At 41.5% G+C, this 14,342-nt stretch carries 15 protein-coding genes; 8 read left to right on the top strand and 7 right to left on the bottom strand.

The features are described 5' to 3' along the window. The first annotated feature begins 450 nt into the window (after positions 1-450). Both MHB83_RS08770 and MHB83_RS08765 read left to right on the top strand, forming a co-directional pair. The gene (locus MHB83_RS08770) at positions 451-2,433 is read left to right on the top strand and encodes an LTA synthase family protein (RefSeq protein WP_050944801.1); all 1,983 of its coding nucleotides are present in this window, start codon (positions 451-453) and stop codon (positions 2,431-2,433) included. 99 nt (positions 2,434-2,532) lie between these two features. After that, entirely contained in the window at positions 2,533-3,120 is a 588-nt protein-coding gene (locus tag MHB83_RS08765) for a YjgB family protein (protein ID WP_050944802.1), read from the top strand. A 45-nt stretch (positions 3,121-3,165) separates the two neighbouring features. On the opposite strand, the gene MHB83_RS08760 is transcribed toward MHB83_RS08765, so the two are convergent. After that, positions 3,166-3,669: a DoxX family protein gene (locus tag MHB83_RS08760; RefSeq protein ID WP_003214123.1), complete on the bottom strand. Its 504-nt coding sequence runs from the start codon at positions 3,667-3,669 to the stop codon at positions 3,166-3,168. Positions 3,670-3,863: 194 nt separating this feature from the next. Between MHB83_RS08760 and MHB83_RS08755 the strand changes: the two genes are divergently transcribed. Beyond that, a complete protein-coding gene (locus tag MHB83_RS08755) occupies positions 3,864-4,622 on the top strand; it encodes a DUF817 domain-containing protein (protein ID WP_226804769.1) in 759 nt (252 codons plus the stop codon). Between the two features lie 18 nt (positions 4,623-4,640). Here MHB83_RS08755 and nagE read toward each other — a convergent pair whose 3' ends face one another. Next, positions 4,641-6,005: an N-acetylglucosamine-specific PTS transporter subunit IIBC gene (gene nagE, locus MHB83_RS08750; RefSeq protein WP_050944804.1), complete on the bottom strand. Its 1,365-nt coding sequence runs from the start codon at positions 6,003-6,005 to the stop codon at positions 4,641-4,643. 187 nt (positions 6,006-6,192) lie between these two features. Here nagE and map point away from each other — a divergent pair, with 187 nt between their 5' ends. The 3 genes from map to MHB83_RS08735 all read left to right on the top strand — a co-directional run bounded on the left by map (position 6,193) and on the right by MHB83_RS08735 (position 7,499). Next, positions 6,193-6,942, top strand: coding sequence for a type I methionyl aminopeptidase (map, locus tag MHB83_RS08745; protein WP_003213886.1), 750 nt, complete (start codon positions 6,193-6,195; stop codon positions 6,940-6,942). 123 nt (positions 6,943-7,065) lie between these two features. Continuing rightward, complete coding sequence (locus tag MHB83_RS08740; RefSeq protein WP_003214360.1) at positions 7,066-7,227, top strand: hypothetical protein; 162 nt, start codon at positions 7,066-7,068, stop codon at positions 7,225-7,227. A 134-nt stretch (positions 7,228-7,361) separates the two neighbouring features. Then, entirely contained in the window at positions 7,362-7,499 is a 138-nt protein-coding gene (locus tag MHB83_RS08735) for a YflJ family protein (protein ID WP_003214303.1), read from the top strand. Positions 7,500-7,541: 42 nt separating this feature from the next. Here MHB83_RS08735 and MHB83_RS08730 read toward each other — a convergent pair whose 3' ends face one another. Further along, positions 7,542-8,192 (bottom strand): MOSC domain-containing protein, encoded by a 651-nt coding sequence (locus MHB83_RS08730; protein ID WP_137055543.1) that lies wholly within the window; start codon positions 8,190-8,192, stop codon positions 7,542-7,544. Positions 8,193-8,314: 122 nt separating this feature from the next. Here MHB83_RS08730 and MHB83_RS08725 point away from each other — a divergent pair, with 122 nt between their 5' ends. Next, positions 8,315-8,587 (top strand): acylphosphatase, encoded by a 273-nt coding sequence (locus tag MHB83_RS08725; RefSeq protein WP_050944813.1) that lies wholly within the window; start codon positions 8,315-8,317, stop codon positions 8,585-8,587. A 28-nt stretch (positions 8,588-8,615) separates the two neighbouring features. Here the strand turns inward: MHB83_RS08725 and MHB83_RS08720 are convergent, their stop codons facing one another. Together MHB83_RS08720 and MHB83_RS08715 are read right to left on the bottom strand one after the other, a co-directional pair. After that, entirely contained in the window at positions 8,616-9,722 is a 1,107-nt protein-coding gene (locus MHB83_RS08720; protein WP_342496823.1) for a nitric oxide synthase oxygenase, read from the bottom strand. Positions 9,723-9,804: 82 nt separating this feature from the next. Next, positions 9,805-10,383, bottom strand: coding sequence for a PadR family transcriptional regulator (locus tag MHB83_RS08715; RefSeq protein ID WP_342496822.1), 579 nt, complete (start codon positions 10,381-10,383; stop codon positions 9,805-9,807). A gap of 112 nt (positions 10,384-10,495) precedes the next feature. On the opposite strand from MHB83_RS08715, the gene MHB83_RS08710 reads away from it, so the two are divergent. Continuing rightward, positions 10,496-10,981 (top strand): phenolic acid decarboxylase, encoded by a 486-nt coding sequence (locus MHB83_RS08710; protein ID WP_050944807.1) that lies wholly within the window; start codon positions 10,496-10,498, stop codon positions 10,979-10,981. A gap of 72 nt (positions 10,982-11,053) precedes the next feature. Here MHB83_RS08710 and MHB83_RS08705 read toward each other — a convergent pair whose 3' ends face one another. Together MHB83_RS08705 and MHB83_RS08700 are read right to left on the bottom strand one after the other, a co-directional pair. Beyond that, complete coding sequence (locus MHB83_RS08705) at positions 11,054-12,685, bottom strand: M14 family metallocarboxypeptidase (RefSeq protein ID WP_342496821.1); 1,632 nt, start codon at positions 12,683-12,685, stop codon at positions 11,054-11,056. Between the two features lie 179 nt (positions 12,686-12,864). After that, complete coding sequence (locus MHB83_RS08700) at positions 12,865-14,163, bottom strand: citrate:proton symporter (RefSeq protein WP_050944809.1); 1,299 nt, start codon at positions 14,161-14,163, stop codon at positions 12,865-12,867. Between the last annotated feature and the right edge of the window lie 179 nt (positions 14,164-14,342).

Genomic DNA, 14,342 nt, shown 5'->3' with positions numbered 1-14,342 from the left:
ACCCTTACAAAACACATTAAAACCATTATGTTGATGAAACAAAAAAATATATCGATATATCTTATATCAGGAAATTTCATCCATGTCCTTTCTCCATTCTTCTTCTCATTTTTTTTACTTAACCTGCATAAACATTAAGAAACACTGGAAATACACTCTAAATCATCATTGTAGAAACCAAATTAATTCTTTAGACTCGTGCCTTTTTACCTGTTTTATTGATATAGCAACTGGAAAACGGCTGAATTTTCTGTTAATAATAGGATGAATTTCATAAAAAGTTTTTCGAAGAGCGAATATTTTCGTTTTCCACCCTTTTATTGCGCGGACGAGCTGCTAGACACTCTTCGCCGGTTATCACTTTTCTATTTGATCATTTCATGGTATATTCTAATGGTTCGTTTTCTTTCGTTCCGCCTCTTCCGTGTATCGGAGAAAAGGAGTGTTTTTATGAAAACATTTATTCAAAAACGAGGCCTCGGCTTCTTTGTTATTGCAGTCATTTTACTGTGGCTCAAAACGTATTCAGCGTATTTAATTGAATTTAAACTTGGTATATCAAATGTGCTTCAGCATATTTTGCTTTTCGTGAATCCTATTAGCTCCAGCTTGTTCTTTCTTGGCTTTGCTTTATTGTTCAAGAAAAAATGGCAGCCTGCCGCTATCATTGTGATTCATTTTTTCATGTCTTTTTTACTATACGCAAACATCGTGTACTATCGATTCTTCAATGACTTTATCACGCTGCCTACCGTGATGCAGGCAGGAACGAATGGCGGACAATTAGGTGATAGTGCATTTTCACTCATGCGTTGGACTGATATGTTTTACTTTATGGATACCATCATTTTGATCGTACTCGCAGTCCGCATGAAAAAGAAGCAGCAAACAAGTACAGCTACTGTACCTGTTCAAAAGTCAAAATCGTTTAGACTCGTCCTTGTGTCCTCTGTTGTCATCTTTGTGATGAATTTAGTCGCTGCAGAGATTGATCGTCCAGAGCTTTTATCAAGATCATTTGACCGCAATTATTTAGTGAAATATTTAGGTGCTTATAACTTTACTGTGTTTGATGCCATTCAAAATGTGAAATCAAACAGCCAGCGCGCTCTGGCAAATTCAAATGACGTGACAGATGTAGAGAACTATTTAAAAGCGAACAGCGCTGATCCTAACCCGGCTTATTACGGGAAAGCGAAAGGCATGAACGTGATTACGATTTCTCTTGAATCTCTGCAAAACTTTGTCATTGATTACAAAGTAAACGGAAAAGAAGTAACGCCATTCCTTAATTCATTGGCACACAACAACAAAACGTTTTACTTTGATAACTTCTTCCATCAAACAGGACAAGGAAAGACGTCTGATGCTGAATTTATGATGGATACTGGGCTCTTCCCATTATCCCAAGGCTCTGTTTTTATTAACAAAGCGCAAAACACGTATCAAGCACTTCCTGGCATTTTGAAGAAGGATCAATACACGTCAGCAGAATTCCACGGCAATACAAAAACCTTCTGGAACCGTAATGAAATGTTTAAGTCGTTTGGATATGACAGATTTTACGATTCTGAGTATTACGATATGAACGAGCAAGATACGAAGAACTATGGGCTGAAAGACAAACCATTCTTCAAAGAATCTATGCCAATGCTTGAAAACTTGAAGCAGCCGTTTTATTCGAAATTTATTACGTTATCGAACCATTTCCCATTTGGAATGGATGAAGGGGATACCGATTTTGAACCTGGTGACTTCGGAGACTCTGTCGTCAATAACTATTTCCAATCGGCTCATTATTTAGATGAAGCGATTGAACAGTTCTTCAACGACCTGAAAAAGTCTGGACTCTATGACAATACAGTCGTCATTATGTACGGAGACCATTACGGCATTTCTGAAAACCACAATGAAGCGATGGAAAAAGTGACAGGACAAAAAATCGGAGATTATGAAAATGCGCAGCTCATGCGCGTACCGCTCTTTATTCATGTACCAGGCGTAAAAGGCGGACAGATTCATAAATACTCTGGTGAAGTCGATGTCGCACCAACCCTTCTGCACCTGCTTGGTGATGATACGAAGAACTATTTAATGTCTGGTTCTGATATCTTATCGAAAAATTTCAAGGAGCTAGTGCCATTTAGAAATGGTGACTTCGTCTCTAAGGATTACACAAAAGTAGGCAATAACTATTACAGCAACAAAACAGGCGAGAAAATCGAGCCGACTGATAAGGCATCACAAGAAAATGAAACGGTGAAAAAGATGCTTGAGACATCTGATAAGATCGTCACCGAAGATTTACTCCGTTTCTACAAGCCTAAAGGCTTTACACCGATTGACCGCAATCAATATGACTATACAAAGAAAGTACAGGATGAAGAAGATTCCTCTTCCGCCAAAGATAAATCCGGCACTTCATCAAAATAACTTTCTCATTTTAAGAACCAGCCGATCCATGATCAGCTGGTTCTTTTTATGTTTGACCCCTATTGCACCGGGTATAGAAAGAAGAAGGAGGGATTTATGATGAAAAAAACAACCGCTTTTGTCATGACTGCTTCACTCGCTACGTCCTGCCTCATTGGATTCAGTCCTGCAGTCTCAGCACACGCCATGACCAAAACAGCAGTCGAACAATCCGTTCCTCAAGGTCCGAAAACCGCACTAAACAACATTTATGAGCTGGCACATAAAGGACAAATGCCGTATTATGCAAAAGGTCTTAAAATTGGAGTTCAAACAAAGATGGATGTCCATCATAAACTAGGAAATCCATATCCAGAAACAGGTCAAAGCAGCTTTGATTTGTATCATGCTGAAATGGGGAATCCGGGATTTGCTTTTCATTATGATGCAAAAGGCAAAATTGACGAAATCCGTTATTTCGGTACAAATGTAGAAAAAGAAACGAATATCGGCGGAATGACCCCTTCCCTATTAAAGAAACAACTTGGACAAGCCAATTCGGTCAGCACCATCCCACAGACAAAAGAGAAAAAATACGTGTATCGTACTGGAGATTATGAGCTGGAATTTATCGCCGGCCATGACCCAGATATAAATCAGCAGAAGCTCACCGTCCTGCATATTAATCTGGTGAAAGCTGATTCCTAAATAAAAAAAGCATCCTGAGCAGAAGCTGAGGATGCTTTTTCTTTATTATGAAGCCACTTCTAAATGCGGCTTTCTTTTCATAGTTCGTTTCAAGACGGGACCTGCGACATAATCAAGTCCAAATTTGCCTGCATTTCCTTTCGCAGCCATGATGACGATGGCAATGAGCAGAAGAAGCGGGTTGACAGAGACGGTACCAGCTAGTAAGAAAGAGACATTCATCATGCTTCCGAAAAACGCTGCGGTTGTTGTGAATAATCCAACAATTAATCCTAGACCTACTAAAATTTCTCCCCACATGACCATGGCACTGAATAGTCCAGCATTCGGCAAAGCGACATTTTCTAAAAACCATACATAGAACGGATACACAAGGTTTCCATCTTTGACAACAGGTTCAGCTATCGCAAATTGTAAATATCCTGATGCATCGAATCCGCCTGTTAGTTTTCCTATACCAGATGTGAGCCAAGTCCAACCGATATAAAGTCTTGCTGCCAAAAGGATAACCGCTGCCCATACATTCGTTTGTAAGAATTTTGTAAACATGATGATGCCTCCCTTTAATTTATGTGAATTTCTTCACATTTTCTTTATGATCTTATTATACTATGTTAAAACTAATTTGTGATCTTTTTCACATACGTATTCACAAATTGTTCATGAATATCTAGTTGAGGTAACTTTTCCCTTGCTAAATCCGTCTTAGTCATTTCAGACAATGAAAAGAGGTTTCATTTTGTATGAAAACATTATTCCAGTTTGCTTACTTACAGGCGATGTCGTGTCTATTCCCCGTCATGATCTTTGCAGCGCTTGCCCTATCAAAGATAGTGACGATTCCTTTTCTACACCGGTATGATTTCATTCTACTGCTTTGCCTTCTTGCCCAGATACTCATGCTGACGCTTCGGCTGGAGACATTGAATGAATTGAAGGTGATCTGTCTATTTCACATAATAGGTATTGGCTTAGAATTGTATAAAGTTCATATGGGTTCTTGGTCCTATCCTGAAGAGGCTTATATGAAGGTATTTGGGGTTCCGCTCTATAGCGGGTTTATGTATGCGAGTGTAGCAAGCTATATTTATCAGGCACTGTCCCGGCTTCACGTGCAGGTCAGTTCATGGCCCCATCCGTTTCTTTCAATTGGGATTAGCTTGTGTATTTATCTCAATTTTTTTACGCATCACTGGCTCTATGATGTCAGGTGGTGGCTGACATTACTGCTTGTTGTCGTATTTCGAAAAACGTCCGTCTCGTTTCAGGTTGGCTCTTCTACCTTCCGAATGCCGCTTGTCGTCTCTTTCTTGCTGATTGGTTTCTTTATTTGGATTGCCGAAAATGTCACCACCTTTTTAGGGGCATGGCAATATCCAAATCAACAGCACGCTTGGTCTCTCGTCCATCTTGGGAAAATCAGTTCTTGGTTTTTACTTGTTGTGATCAGTATTGTGCTCGTCATCGAACAGCGCAAACAAAAAAACGTTCAGCCGATTTGACCTGGCTGAACGCTTTTTTTAATCTCGATCGACTTCCTTGCGAAGATCATCTGCGACAAATTCTACATTCGTTCCAATGATGATTTGTACGGAGGTTTTCCCTGAAGTCAGTACCCCTTTGGCACCTGCTTTTTTCAATGTGCCTTCATTTAATAAATGTGTATCTTCTACTGTTAAACGCAGGCGGGTGGCACAATGATCAATGGCGGTGATATTGTCTTTGCCGCCAAGTCCCTCTAAAAGTATACTCGCACCTGCCGTCTTCGTATCATCGGCTGCAATATCTTCAATGTCCTCATCTTCTCTACCCGGTGTTTTGAGCTTTAACAGTTTAATGAGGAAATAGAAAACGACAAAGTACACAATGCCATAAAGCACCCCAACCCCAAGCAGCATGAGTGGTTTTTGTGCAATGCCAAAGCTTAAAACATAATCAATTGCTCCTGCTGAAAAAGCGAAGCCGCTATGAATCCCGAGAATGTTCACAATAAAGAGCGAAAGACCCGTTAGTACAGCATGGACACCATATAGGAGTGGAGATAAAAACATAAATGAAAATTCAATTGGTTCAGTAATCCCTGTAATAAATGACGTAAGCGCCATCCCAATCATCAGGCCAGCCGTTGCTTTTCGCTTTTCAGGCTTTGCGGTCACAATCATGGCTAAACATGCCGCTGGCAGACCGAACATCATCACTGGGAAGAAACCAGTCATAAAGACACCCGCGCTTGGATCTCCTTTAAAGAATCGCGCTAGATCTCCTGTTGCCCCGCTGAATTCCCCGAATTGAAACCAAAATAAGTTATTCAGCACATGATGAAGCCCTAATGGAATGAGCAAGCGGTTAAAGAAACCAAACAGCCCTGCACCCGTTGCACCAAGACTTAAAATCCATTCTCCTAAACCATTGATCCCGCTTTGAATCGGAGGCCATACAAATCCGAAAACGGCTGCTAATAAAATGGTGAAAAGTGCGGTCATAATCGGCACAAGCCGTCTTCCGCTAAAGAAACCTAAGTATTCGGGCAGCTTCGTATCCTTGAAGCGATTGTACACATAACCTGCCAATAGCCCGCATAAAATACCGCCCAATACCCCCATATTGTTCGTTGAATTAATCGACGTTGTACCAGCTGATAAAATAAAATAAGAGATCGCACCTGATAATGCCGCTGCCCCGTTACCATCCTTTGCAATGCCGATCGCTATCCCCATTGCAAAAATTAAAGCCAAGTTTGCAAAAATGGCATTTCCAGCCGCATGAATAAACGGGATATCGAATACATCCTCCCGCCCAATAGCCAAAATAATCCCTGCTGCTGGAAGTACAGCGATTGGAAGCATAAAAGATTTGCCTAGCTTTTGAAAAAACTGAAACACCATTTGCCTTCTCCCCCTTTGTCATCATCATGACTAAACGTCCATGATGCTCATAAAAAATATATCATATGCACATCTAGTTATCTATACCAATTTGTCCACATTCATTTGAATTCCGCTCTTTACTCTTTTTGCGTAAAATGTGGTAAGCTATTGAATAGAATGAAGTTATAGAAAGCGGGAATGAACAGTGATTGTCAAACATGATCATGAGTTAGAAGCCTTAAAAAAAGTCGGCCGAATTGTCGCTTTGGCAAGAGAAGAAATGAAAAGCCAAGCGAAACCAGGCATGTCTACAAAAGAACTAGATTTGATTGGGAAAAAAATATTAGAAGAACATGGGGCGAATTCAGCACCCGAAAAGGAATATGACTTCCCTGGGACGACTTGTATCAGCGTGAACGATGAAGTTGCTCACGGTATTCCAAGTGAAAAAACCATTTTACAAGAGGGCGACCTCATCAATATTGATATCTCAGCAGAGCTGGACGGCTATTATTCCGATACCGGTATTTCATTCGTATTAGGTACAGGTGATGCTCGTCTTGAAGCATTATGCCAGTGTGCAGAGGATGCATTCCTTGAAGGATTAAAGCATGCAAAAGCCGGTAAAAGACAAAACCAAATTGGCCGTGCGGTCTACAATACAGCAAAAGAACAAGGATTTACTGTCATTAAAAACCTGACAGGACATGGTATTGGGAAAAATCTGCATGAAGCACCTAACCATATTTTGAACTATTATGATCCATTCGATAATGCTTTGTTTAAGAATGGCACCGTGATCGCCTTCGAACCTTTTATTTCAACAAATGCTGAATCGATTTATCAGGCTGATGACGGCTGGACCTTTAAAACACCAGATAAAAGCCTAGTCGCACAGATTGAACATACCATTGTCATCACAAAAGACGAACCGATTATATTAACGAAGCTATAAGCCAGCTAATCCCCTTCTTCATTGGAGGGGATCTTTTCGTTTCCCTTTCACGAATCTGTCACGACTAAACAAAAATGCCTGTGGTAAAATAGGCAAAGATATGCGAAAGGGGTCTTATTTGATATGTGGTTCATCATCATCGGCGTTATCTTTTTGATTGAAAGTATTATCTTAACGGTTGTAGGTATTAAGAAAAAACAATCCATGATGACTTATCTTGGTATTGTCATCATGATTATGACGGTCGGCATGATCATCGTTACCCTCAACCCGCCCAATTCATAAATGATCATTTCCAGCATATACATGGATCATAGGAAGATAGAATCAGTTTTCATTTATTCATACCTGCACACTTTTCACGTCCTTTTTTGAGATGTTACAATGCAGGCAGTTTCAATTGAAAGGAGTTTTCTATCATGCATTATGGTAGCAAAGGCTGGTATGTCGAAGAATTAAAGAAGCTTGGTGTGACCAAGCATGAAGGAAGAAAGCTTCAAAGCTTAAAAACATATTTCCTTGCAAATCTTCTTGAGCAAAAGAAACCTAGCTCATAAGCGCTTAAAAGCCGTACATCTTATGCTGATGTACGGCTTTTTTTAAATGGGCTGAATTCGTTTTTCTAAAGACTTCCTCACGACATCTGCTAAGGCATCTACTTCAAGAACGGCTTTTAGCCTCTCTGGACTTGTTTGACGATATTTGACCTCGTTCACTTCATGGACTGTAATGTGATGAGGTGCTTTTTCTACTAATACAAGAGAAGCATCAGCAGGCACTAAGCCTTCTCTCAGCACCCGTAAATAAAAGCCGGTATACCCCGTTTGCTGTACTTCCTTTACAAGCTTCATGTTGCCATGCTTAAAAGATAGTTTCACACACGGCTGTCTTGGCTGGCTCACTTCAACAAGTGCTTCTCCAAGCTGAAATACATCGCCAATCCGCACTTCTGTTTCAACTAGTTGGTGCACGGTCACATTCTCACCGAAGGCAGCTTCCTGTAACGGAACCCCTAAAAACTGCTCAAAATAAGCATAATGATCGTATGGAAAGACGCAGACGGCTTTATCATATCCTCCATGATGAACCAAATCACCTTGACCATCTCCCTCAAAATTGACCTTACTCAAATAGACAGGCTCATGAATTCGCTTTTTGTTGATGGCTGTTTTGATTTCTTTTCCGTTTGCATAGGTCGTGATGGGTTGTCCTACTTGAATTCCTACTATGTCGTATCTCTTCTGTCCCACGATGACCATCTCCTTTGATTGTCTCATGGCTATTATTTTACATCGTTAGACAATGAAATCATAGTCGATGCGTGAAGGTCAGTTAGATGCTATGGTACGATGAGAAAAAAGGAGAGATGACATTGATTCATTATCATGCCATTGTCACAGGACGGGTGCAGGGAGTCGGTTTTCGCTATTTTGTACAAGGAGAAGCCGTCAATCGCGGGATGAAAGGCTGGGTACGCAACACAGATGAAGGGCATGTCGAGTTAAAGGTAGAGGGTGAGCAGCAGGAAGTGCTTGATTTCTTAAAGACTGTCCGGAAAGGAAGCCCTTTTTCAAAGGTCACAGATATGCAGATGGAGCCGCTCACTGAGTTCGCTCATTATCAGGATTTTCGCATCAAGGGATGAAGTTTTCATAAAAAAAACCTAGCTTTCGCTAGGCTTTTTCTGTTCCATGATAGGGCTTTTCCTGATAAAAATAATTCGGCTTCACAATGGTATTGTCGTAATGCTTGTGGAAGATGTGGGTAGCAGCTGGTGATACCGGTGGAATCAGCCAAGTCCAGTCCCCAGTCAGCTTACGGTCAGCCTTTTCTTCCTGCTTTTCGAACTGTTTGAATTGATGTGCTGCTGTATGGTGATCAACAATGGTCACCCCTGCTTCTCTGTAAGAATGAAGAACCGCCACATTCAACTCAACAATGGCTTTGTCCTTCCAAAGCGACGCATTCTTTGTTGTGTCCAGTCCTAAAATCGAAGCGACTTTTTTCAGCATATTGTAGCGATTTTCATCGGCTAGATTACGTGCGCCAATTTCTGTGCCCATATACCAGCCATTGAACGGCGCAGCATTGTAATGAATACCACCAATCTCCAATTTCATATCAGCAATAATCGGAACGGCGTACCATTTCAGTCCTAAATCACGAAATCCTTCATATTCAGGATGGGTAATCTCGACTTCTTGGATGATTTCTTTCGGAAGCTCATACAAAACTGGCCGTTGATCCTTTAGCTGAAACATGAGAGGCAGGATATCAAAATGCGTGCCTTCCCCTTTCCAGCCATGGGCTTCACACAACTTTGTTAATTCAAGAGAAGCCTCGTCGCCGATGATGCCGTACTCCGTCTCATAGCCTGCATAACGAACGAGCTGATGATTATAAATGACGACTTCCTTTTGCGCATGATTTTCTGGAGGAAAGATCGTAATGGATGGTTTGATTTTCCCATCATTGGTCGCATACTCAATATGATGAAAGAGTGCCTCTTTCACCTCTTCTTCTGTCTTCACATGACGGCAGTCGTGAACATGCAGGGTTGACCAAAATAAACGGCCAATGCAGCGGTTGCTGTTGCGCCACGCCATTTTCGCTCCATGCGCCAATTCCTCTTGTGTGTGAGTATACGTCCCTTTAGAGTTAATTTCTTGTTTTATTTCATGCAGACGTGCTGCTTTCTCTTCATTTGACTTGCCCAATTCTTCATAGCATACAGAAATAAAAGCTTCTGCTTCATTCCACAACGCTTCTTGATTACTCAAACATACTCGCCTCACTTTAATACGAATATATCCATTGTAGCGGTTTCTATTTATAAATTCACTAGTTTCAAACCATTTTTTATCATATCATCCGACCATTGTCCTTAGAGCGAGGATGAATCAATCCGTTTAAGGTTTGCTCGAGCCAGCGGACATAGCCTTTTTCTCTTTCAATTGCCCTTGTCAGCACTAAGTAATGCCCAAATTGCGCTGAATGAAGCGATTCAGCCCCAGGATCTTCCTCTGTTAACGCATGCAGCTTCTGCTTTAGCATGTCGACTTTCTTCGTGCGCTCTAGCAGTTGATGTGTAAACAGATCAGCTGCTTCTTTTTTGTCCATGGAGGAGATGAAAAATGTTTTGAGCATGAATTCATCCTTTGTTGTTTCTGGGATCGGGTCTTTTGTCCTTAACCACTGATGCAATGCTGCTTGCCCCGCCTCTGTGATTTGATAAACCTTCTTCTCCAGCTTCTTTCCTTGTATACGAACATCAAATTCAATAAACCCTTCTTCTGTGAGCCGTTTTAGCTCAGGGTAAATTTGGCTATGCTTCGCGCTCCAAAACTGTCCAAGGGAATCCTTAAAATGTTTGGTGATATCGTATCCAGTCAGCTCACACTGATCTAGTAAACCAAGAATGGCATATTTCAAAACTCTCATGATGTGCCTCCAACGTTTATTCTTTGACAATAGTATACCACAGGCTTTAAAATAAACATGTAAATCACGACATGTTTGAAACAACATCATTCTAATGAAAGAAGGAATCAACATGGAACAATTCGTTGGACTTCATATGATTTATACGTATGAAAATGGCTGGGAATATGAGATTTACATTAAAAACGATCACACCATTGATTACCGCATTCATAGCGGAATGGTTGGAGGCCGCTGGGTCCGTGATCAAGAAGTGAATATTGTGAAGCTAACAAAAGGCGTTTACAAAGTTTCTTGGACAGAGCCAACTGGGACAGACGTCTCTCTGAACTTTATGCCTGAAGAAAAGCGCATGCATGGCGTCATCTTCTTCCCAAAATGGGTGCATGAACGTCCAGATATCACAGTTTGCTATCAAAATGACTACATCGATCTCATGAAAGAATCTCGTGAAAAGTACGAAACATATCCGAAATATGTTGTTCCAGAATTTGCGGACATTACGTATATCCATCATGCAGGTGTAAATGACGAAACCATTATCGCCGAAGCACCATATGAAGGCTTGACTGATGAAATAAGAGCAGGACGAAAATAAAAAAGCAGCACGCACTGTGCCGCTTCTAGATTGTAGACAAAGGGCTAAAATGATGTTGATTTTAGCCCTTTTTTATTTAATGCCCAACGTCCTTTTAGATAGCAAGAACCGGTATACTGGCAGTTCATCGCCTACTTTTGAAGCAATAAATCCAGATGACATGTAGCTGTCTTTTGATTCTGGCTCAAGGGCAAGTGACAACAAATTCGTTTGCGGCTGCGCCGTGAAATATACCTTTGTCCCTTTTGGCAGCTGACGTTTCTTTTGGGTGAGTTCTGTTTCAAGCTGAATATCTGTTTTGCTTTTTTCATCTCGTTTTGTTACTTGATAGGCTTGTACCGGTACTTTTACACTGGCAGGCAATGTGAAACTTTTTAACCCTAAGGTTTGAAGCTTCCGTTCTACCCCTTCATGTCCAGGTAAAACAAGATAAGCTGTCGGTCGCTCTCTCGACATGACAGGAGTAGCATCGCTCGCACTGTGAAAGCGTACAGGGACATTGATGGTCTGTCCTTTTTCAATATCTACCATTTCAAGCGAATCATCCACCGGCGCTTTGAAATCATCTTGAATGACCACTTGATCGTCATCATTCGATTGGAGACCTTTTTTCACCAGCTTCAAACGCTCCGTCACCATTTGCTGCTTCACCTGCTTTGCATGTTTCACCGTTGTTTCAATGATTTTTTCATGTGTGGTGACTTGTGCTGCGACGCGGCGGGTAAAGTCCTCTCTTCCAATGCCAATCCCTCTGCTTTCTACAAGAAAGGATAGTGCTGGGGAGAGTGCCAGAGCATTTCGACCAATTCGTGCATCCGTTCCACCTTCATAGAGATCAATCTTTCCATCCTTTCCTCTTGTGCTTGTATAATATAAATCATTTGAAAATCCTTGATTTGTCAGCGTTTCACGGACGCCGCTCACGTATAATTCATTTGACGTGAGCCGGATGCTTTCTGGAATATTCAAGTTCTTCCCTGATAAGATCAGTAAATCGTGATATTTGAGGGCTCCCGCTGAGCCGATATCTTCAAACTGCTTTTGACCCACATCGTATTCATGGGCATCAATGACTACTTCTGGTGTATACCGATTAAATTCTTGATGCAGGGCTGTGAGCTCTGGAGATTCTAATGTCATATGATCACGGTTTCCATCCATTCCGTTTGCAAGCCTGCGGTCAAACGCATAAGCACCATCAGGATTGATTCTCGGGACAATGATGATATTGACATGATTGAGTATACGCTCTCCTTCTTCACCAGCTAATCGTTTTGCGATGACGAGAGCCGATTCACCGGAGGCTGGTTCATTTCCGTGTATTTGTGCTTGAAGCCAGATCGTTGGCTTTTTTGAAAGTGGAGAAATATGACGATCCTTTGTAAAGTAGAGGGCTGGAATGGACCGTCCTTCAATGGATGTTCCAATCTGCTTCTGCGTAGCGTAAGGACTTTTGCGGACAATATCACGTAAGAATTGTTGAAGCTCTTCTTGTGTGGTGAAGGCTTCTCCTTTTTTCTGAAATGCGGGGGTATCGAACGTCTCGTCAGGCTCAGGGTATAGCTTCTTCACTGAGGCTGGCTGTTCATAACTCTTTCCATAATAAGGGGTATCTGCATGAGCTGAAGCTGGGCTCACCATCGACAAACTTCCTGCTATGAGACATACAGCAGCAAAAAGAATCGTGCCTTTTCGGTTGGACATGCTATCCTCTCCCTTCGTTGATTTGCATTATAAAGAAAAAAACAGTAAAAGTGTCAGTATTTTTCAAAAATATATCTTTTGGAGGAACAAGAGTGTTTTTGTATAGGGCAAATGAATTGTGCCTGCTCGGCAATATGACCTAAAAAAAGTGCCTGCTCACGTAGCAGACACTCTTTTATTTACCAAATGGAGATGGCCCCAATGAGTACCGACATGACCGTCATGGCGACAACTGCAAGCACAGCCCATTTCATGCCAAACTTCTGATGCTGATCCAGTGATACTCCAACAAGTCCAACAAGTAAATGAGTGGATGGAACAAGTGGGCTTAACATATGAATCGGCTGGCCAATAATAGAGGCTCTCGCGATTTCAATTTTATCAACACCGTATGCTGCCGCTGTTTCTGATAGGATCGGCAGGACCCCATAAAAGTATGCATCATTCGGCATAAAGAACGTAAAGATTCCGCTCGTTAACGCCACAATGACTGGAATGAAGCCGCCAAGCTGCTCTGGAATGGCAGATACAATCGAAATCGCCATTTCATCGACCATTTTTGTGCCTGTTAAGATGCCTGTAAAAACCCCTGCCGCAAATATCATGGAAGCAATCGCTAAAACGTTGGTTGAATGAGCCGCAATCCGCTCACGCTGCTGTTCAAGGTTCGGATAGTTCACGATAATTGCCACACAGAAAGCAAGAACAAATAGAACCGTTAAGCTGACTTTTCCAGAGACAAGAAGGAGCACCAATAACAACGTAAGCGACAGGTTAAACCACCAAAGTTTCGGCCGCTTGATGTCGTCCTGTAGTGCCGCTGCCATTTCATTTGCATGAATCGGCTGTTCGAGCTCAATGACACCAAGCCGCTTTCTTTCAGACTTCCCAAGAAAATATGCCACCACAATCATGCTCAAAACCCCTGCACCAATAACTGGAATCATCGGACCAAATAAAAGTGATGGATCAACGCCAAGTGCACTCGCCGCTCTAGGTGTGGCTCCTCCCCATGGAATTGTATTCATAATCCCCATGCCAACTCCGGCAATTCCCGCTAAAATAATCGGACGGATGCCAAGCAGCGTAAATAACGGAAGCATCGCTGTTGTTGTAATCATGTACGTTGTGGTTCCGTCACCATCAAGTGCAACAAGCATAGTCAGGACAGCTGTTCCGACGACAATTTTTAATGGATCGCCTTTGACGATTTTTAAAATTTTCGCCACCATCGGATCAAATAAACCTGCATCAATCATAATGCCAAAGTACAAAATCGCAAACATGATCATGACCGCTGTCGGTGCGACTTGCTGCACACCTTTGACAATCATGTCTGAAATTTCAGTAAAATGAAAACCTGCAATAAGAGCAAATGCAATTGGTGTTAACACCAATGCCGTTAAAACAGACATACGTTTCGTCATAATCAAAACCATAAATACAACCATCATAAGAAATCCTAAGATTGCTAACACTTTGTTCACCCCTTATGTTGTATACGCTTTCATTAAATATTGGTATCCCATTTCCAACCCTTTCTGTCATGATATCTGACGCCTGAATTGAAGTAAATATTATGAATTTTAATTCTTTTTCGGGCGATAAATGCTTTTTGTTCATTTTGTTCAAACCTTGGTTTTGATGGATTCCATGA

Origin of the sequence: Bacillus sp. FSL K6-3149 (assembly GCF_038630515.1) — a bacterium.
GTDB lineage: Bacteria > Bacillota > Bacilli > Bacillales > Bacillaceae > Bacillus > Bacillus pumilus.
The sequence above is the reverse complement of the archived record's forward strand: the minus strand, read 5'-3'. Positions and strand labels throughout refer to the sequence as shown.

Bases quoted from the DNA above. Each gene is read 5' to 3' on its own strand.
- MHB83_RS08740 (WP_003214360.1), top strand. From the start codon at position 7,066: ATGTGGTTCATCATCATCGGCGTTATCTTTTTGATTGAAAGTATTATC.
- MHB83_RS08710 (WP_050944807.1), top strand. From the start codon at position 10,496: ATGGAACAATTCGTTGGACTTCATATGATTTATACGTATGAAAATGGC.
- MHB83_RS08705 (WP_342496821.1), bottom strand. From the start codon at position 12,685: ATGTCCAACCGAAAAGGCACGATTCTTTTTGCTGCTGTATGTCTCATA.
- MHB83_RS08760 (WP_003214123.1), bottom strand. From the start codon at position 3,669: ATGTTTACAAAATTCTTACAAACGAATGTATGGGCAGCGGTTATCCTT.
- MHB83_RS08765 (WP_050944802.1), top strand. From the start codon at position 2,533: ATGAAAAAAACAACCGCTTTTGTCATGACTGCTTCACTCGCTACGTCC.
- MHB83_RS08770 (WP_050944801.1), top strand. From the start codon at position 451: ATGAAAACATTTATTCAAAAACGAGGCCTCGGCTTCTTTGTTATTGCA.
- MHB83_RS08755 (WP_226804769.1), top strand. From the start codon at position 3,864: ATGAAAACATTATTCCAGTTTGCTTACTTACAGGCGATGTCGTGTCTA.
- MHB83_RS08735 (WP_003214303.1), top strand. From the start codon at position 7,362: ATGCATTATGGTAGCAAAGGCTGGTATGTCGAAGAATTAAAGAAGCTT.
- nagE (WP_050944804.1), bottom strand. From the start codon at position 6,005: ATGGTGTTTCAGTTTTTTCAAAAGCTAGGCAAATCTTTTATGCTTCCA.
- MHB83_RS08715 (WP_342496822.1), bottom strand. From the start codon at position 10,383: ATGAGAGTTTTGAAATATGCCATTCTTGGTTTACTAGATCAGTGTGAG.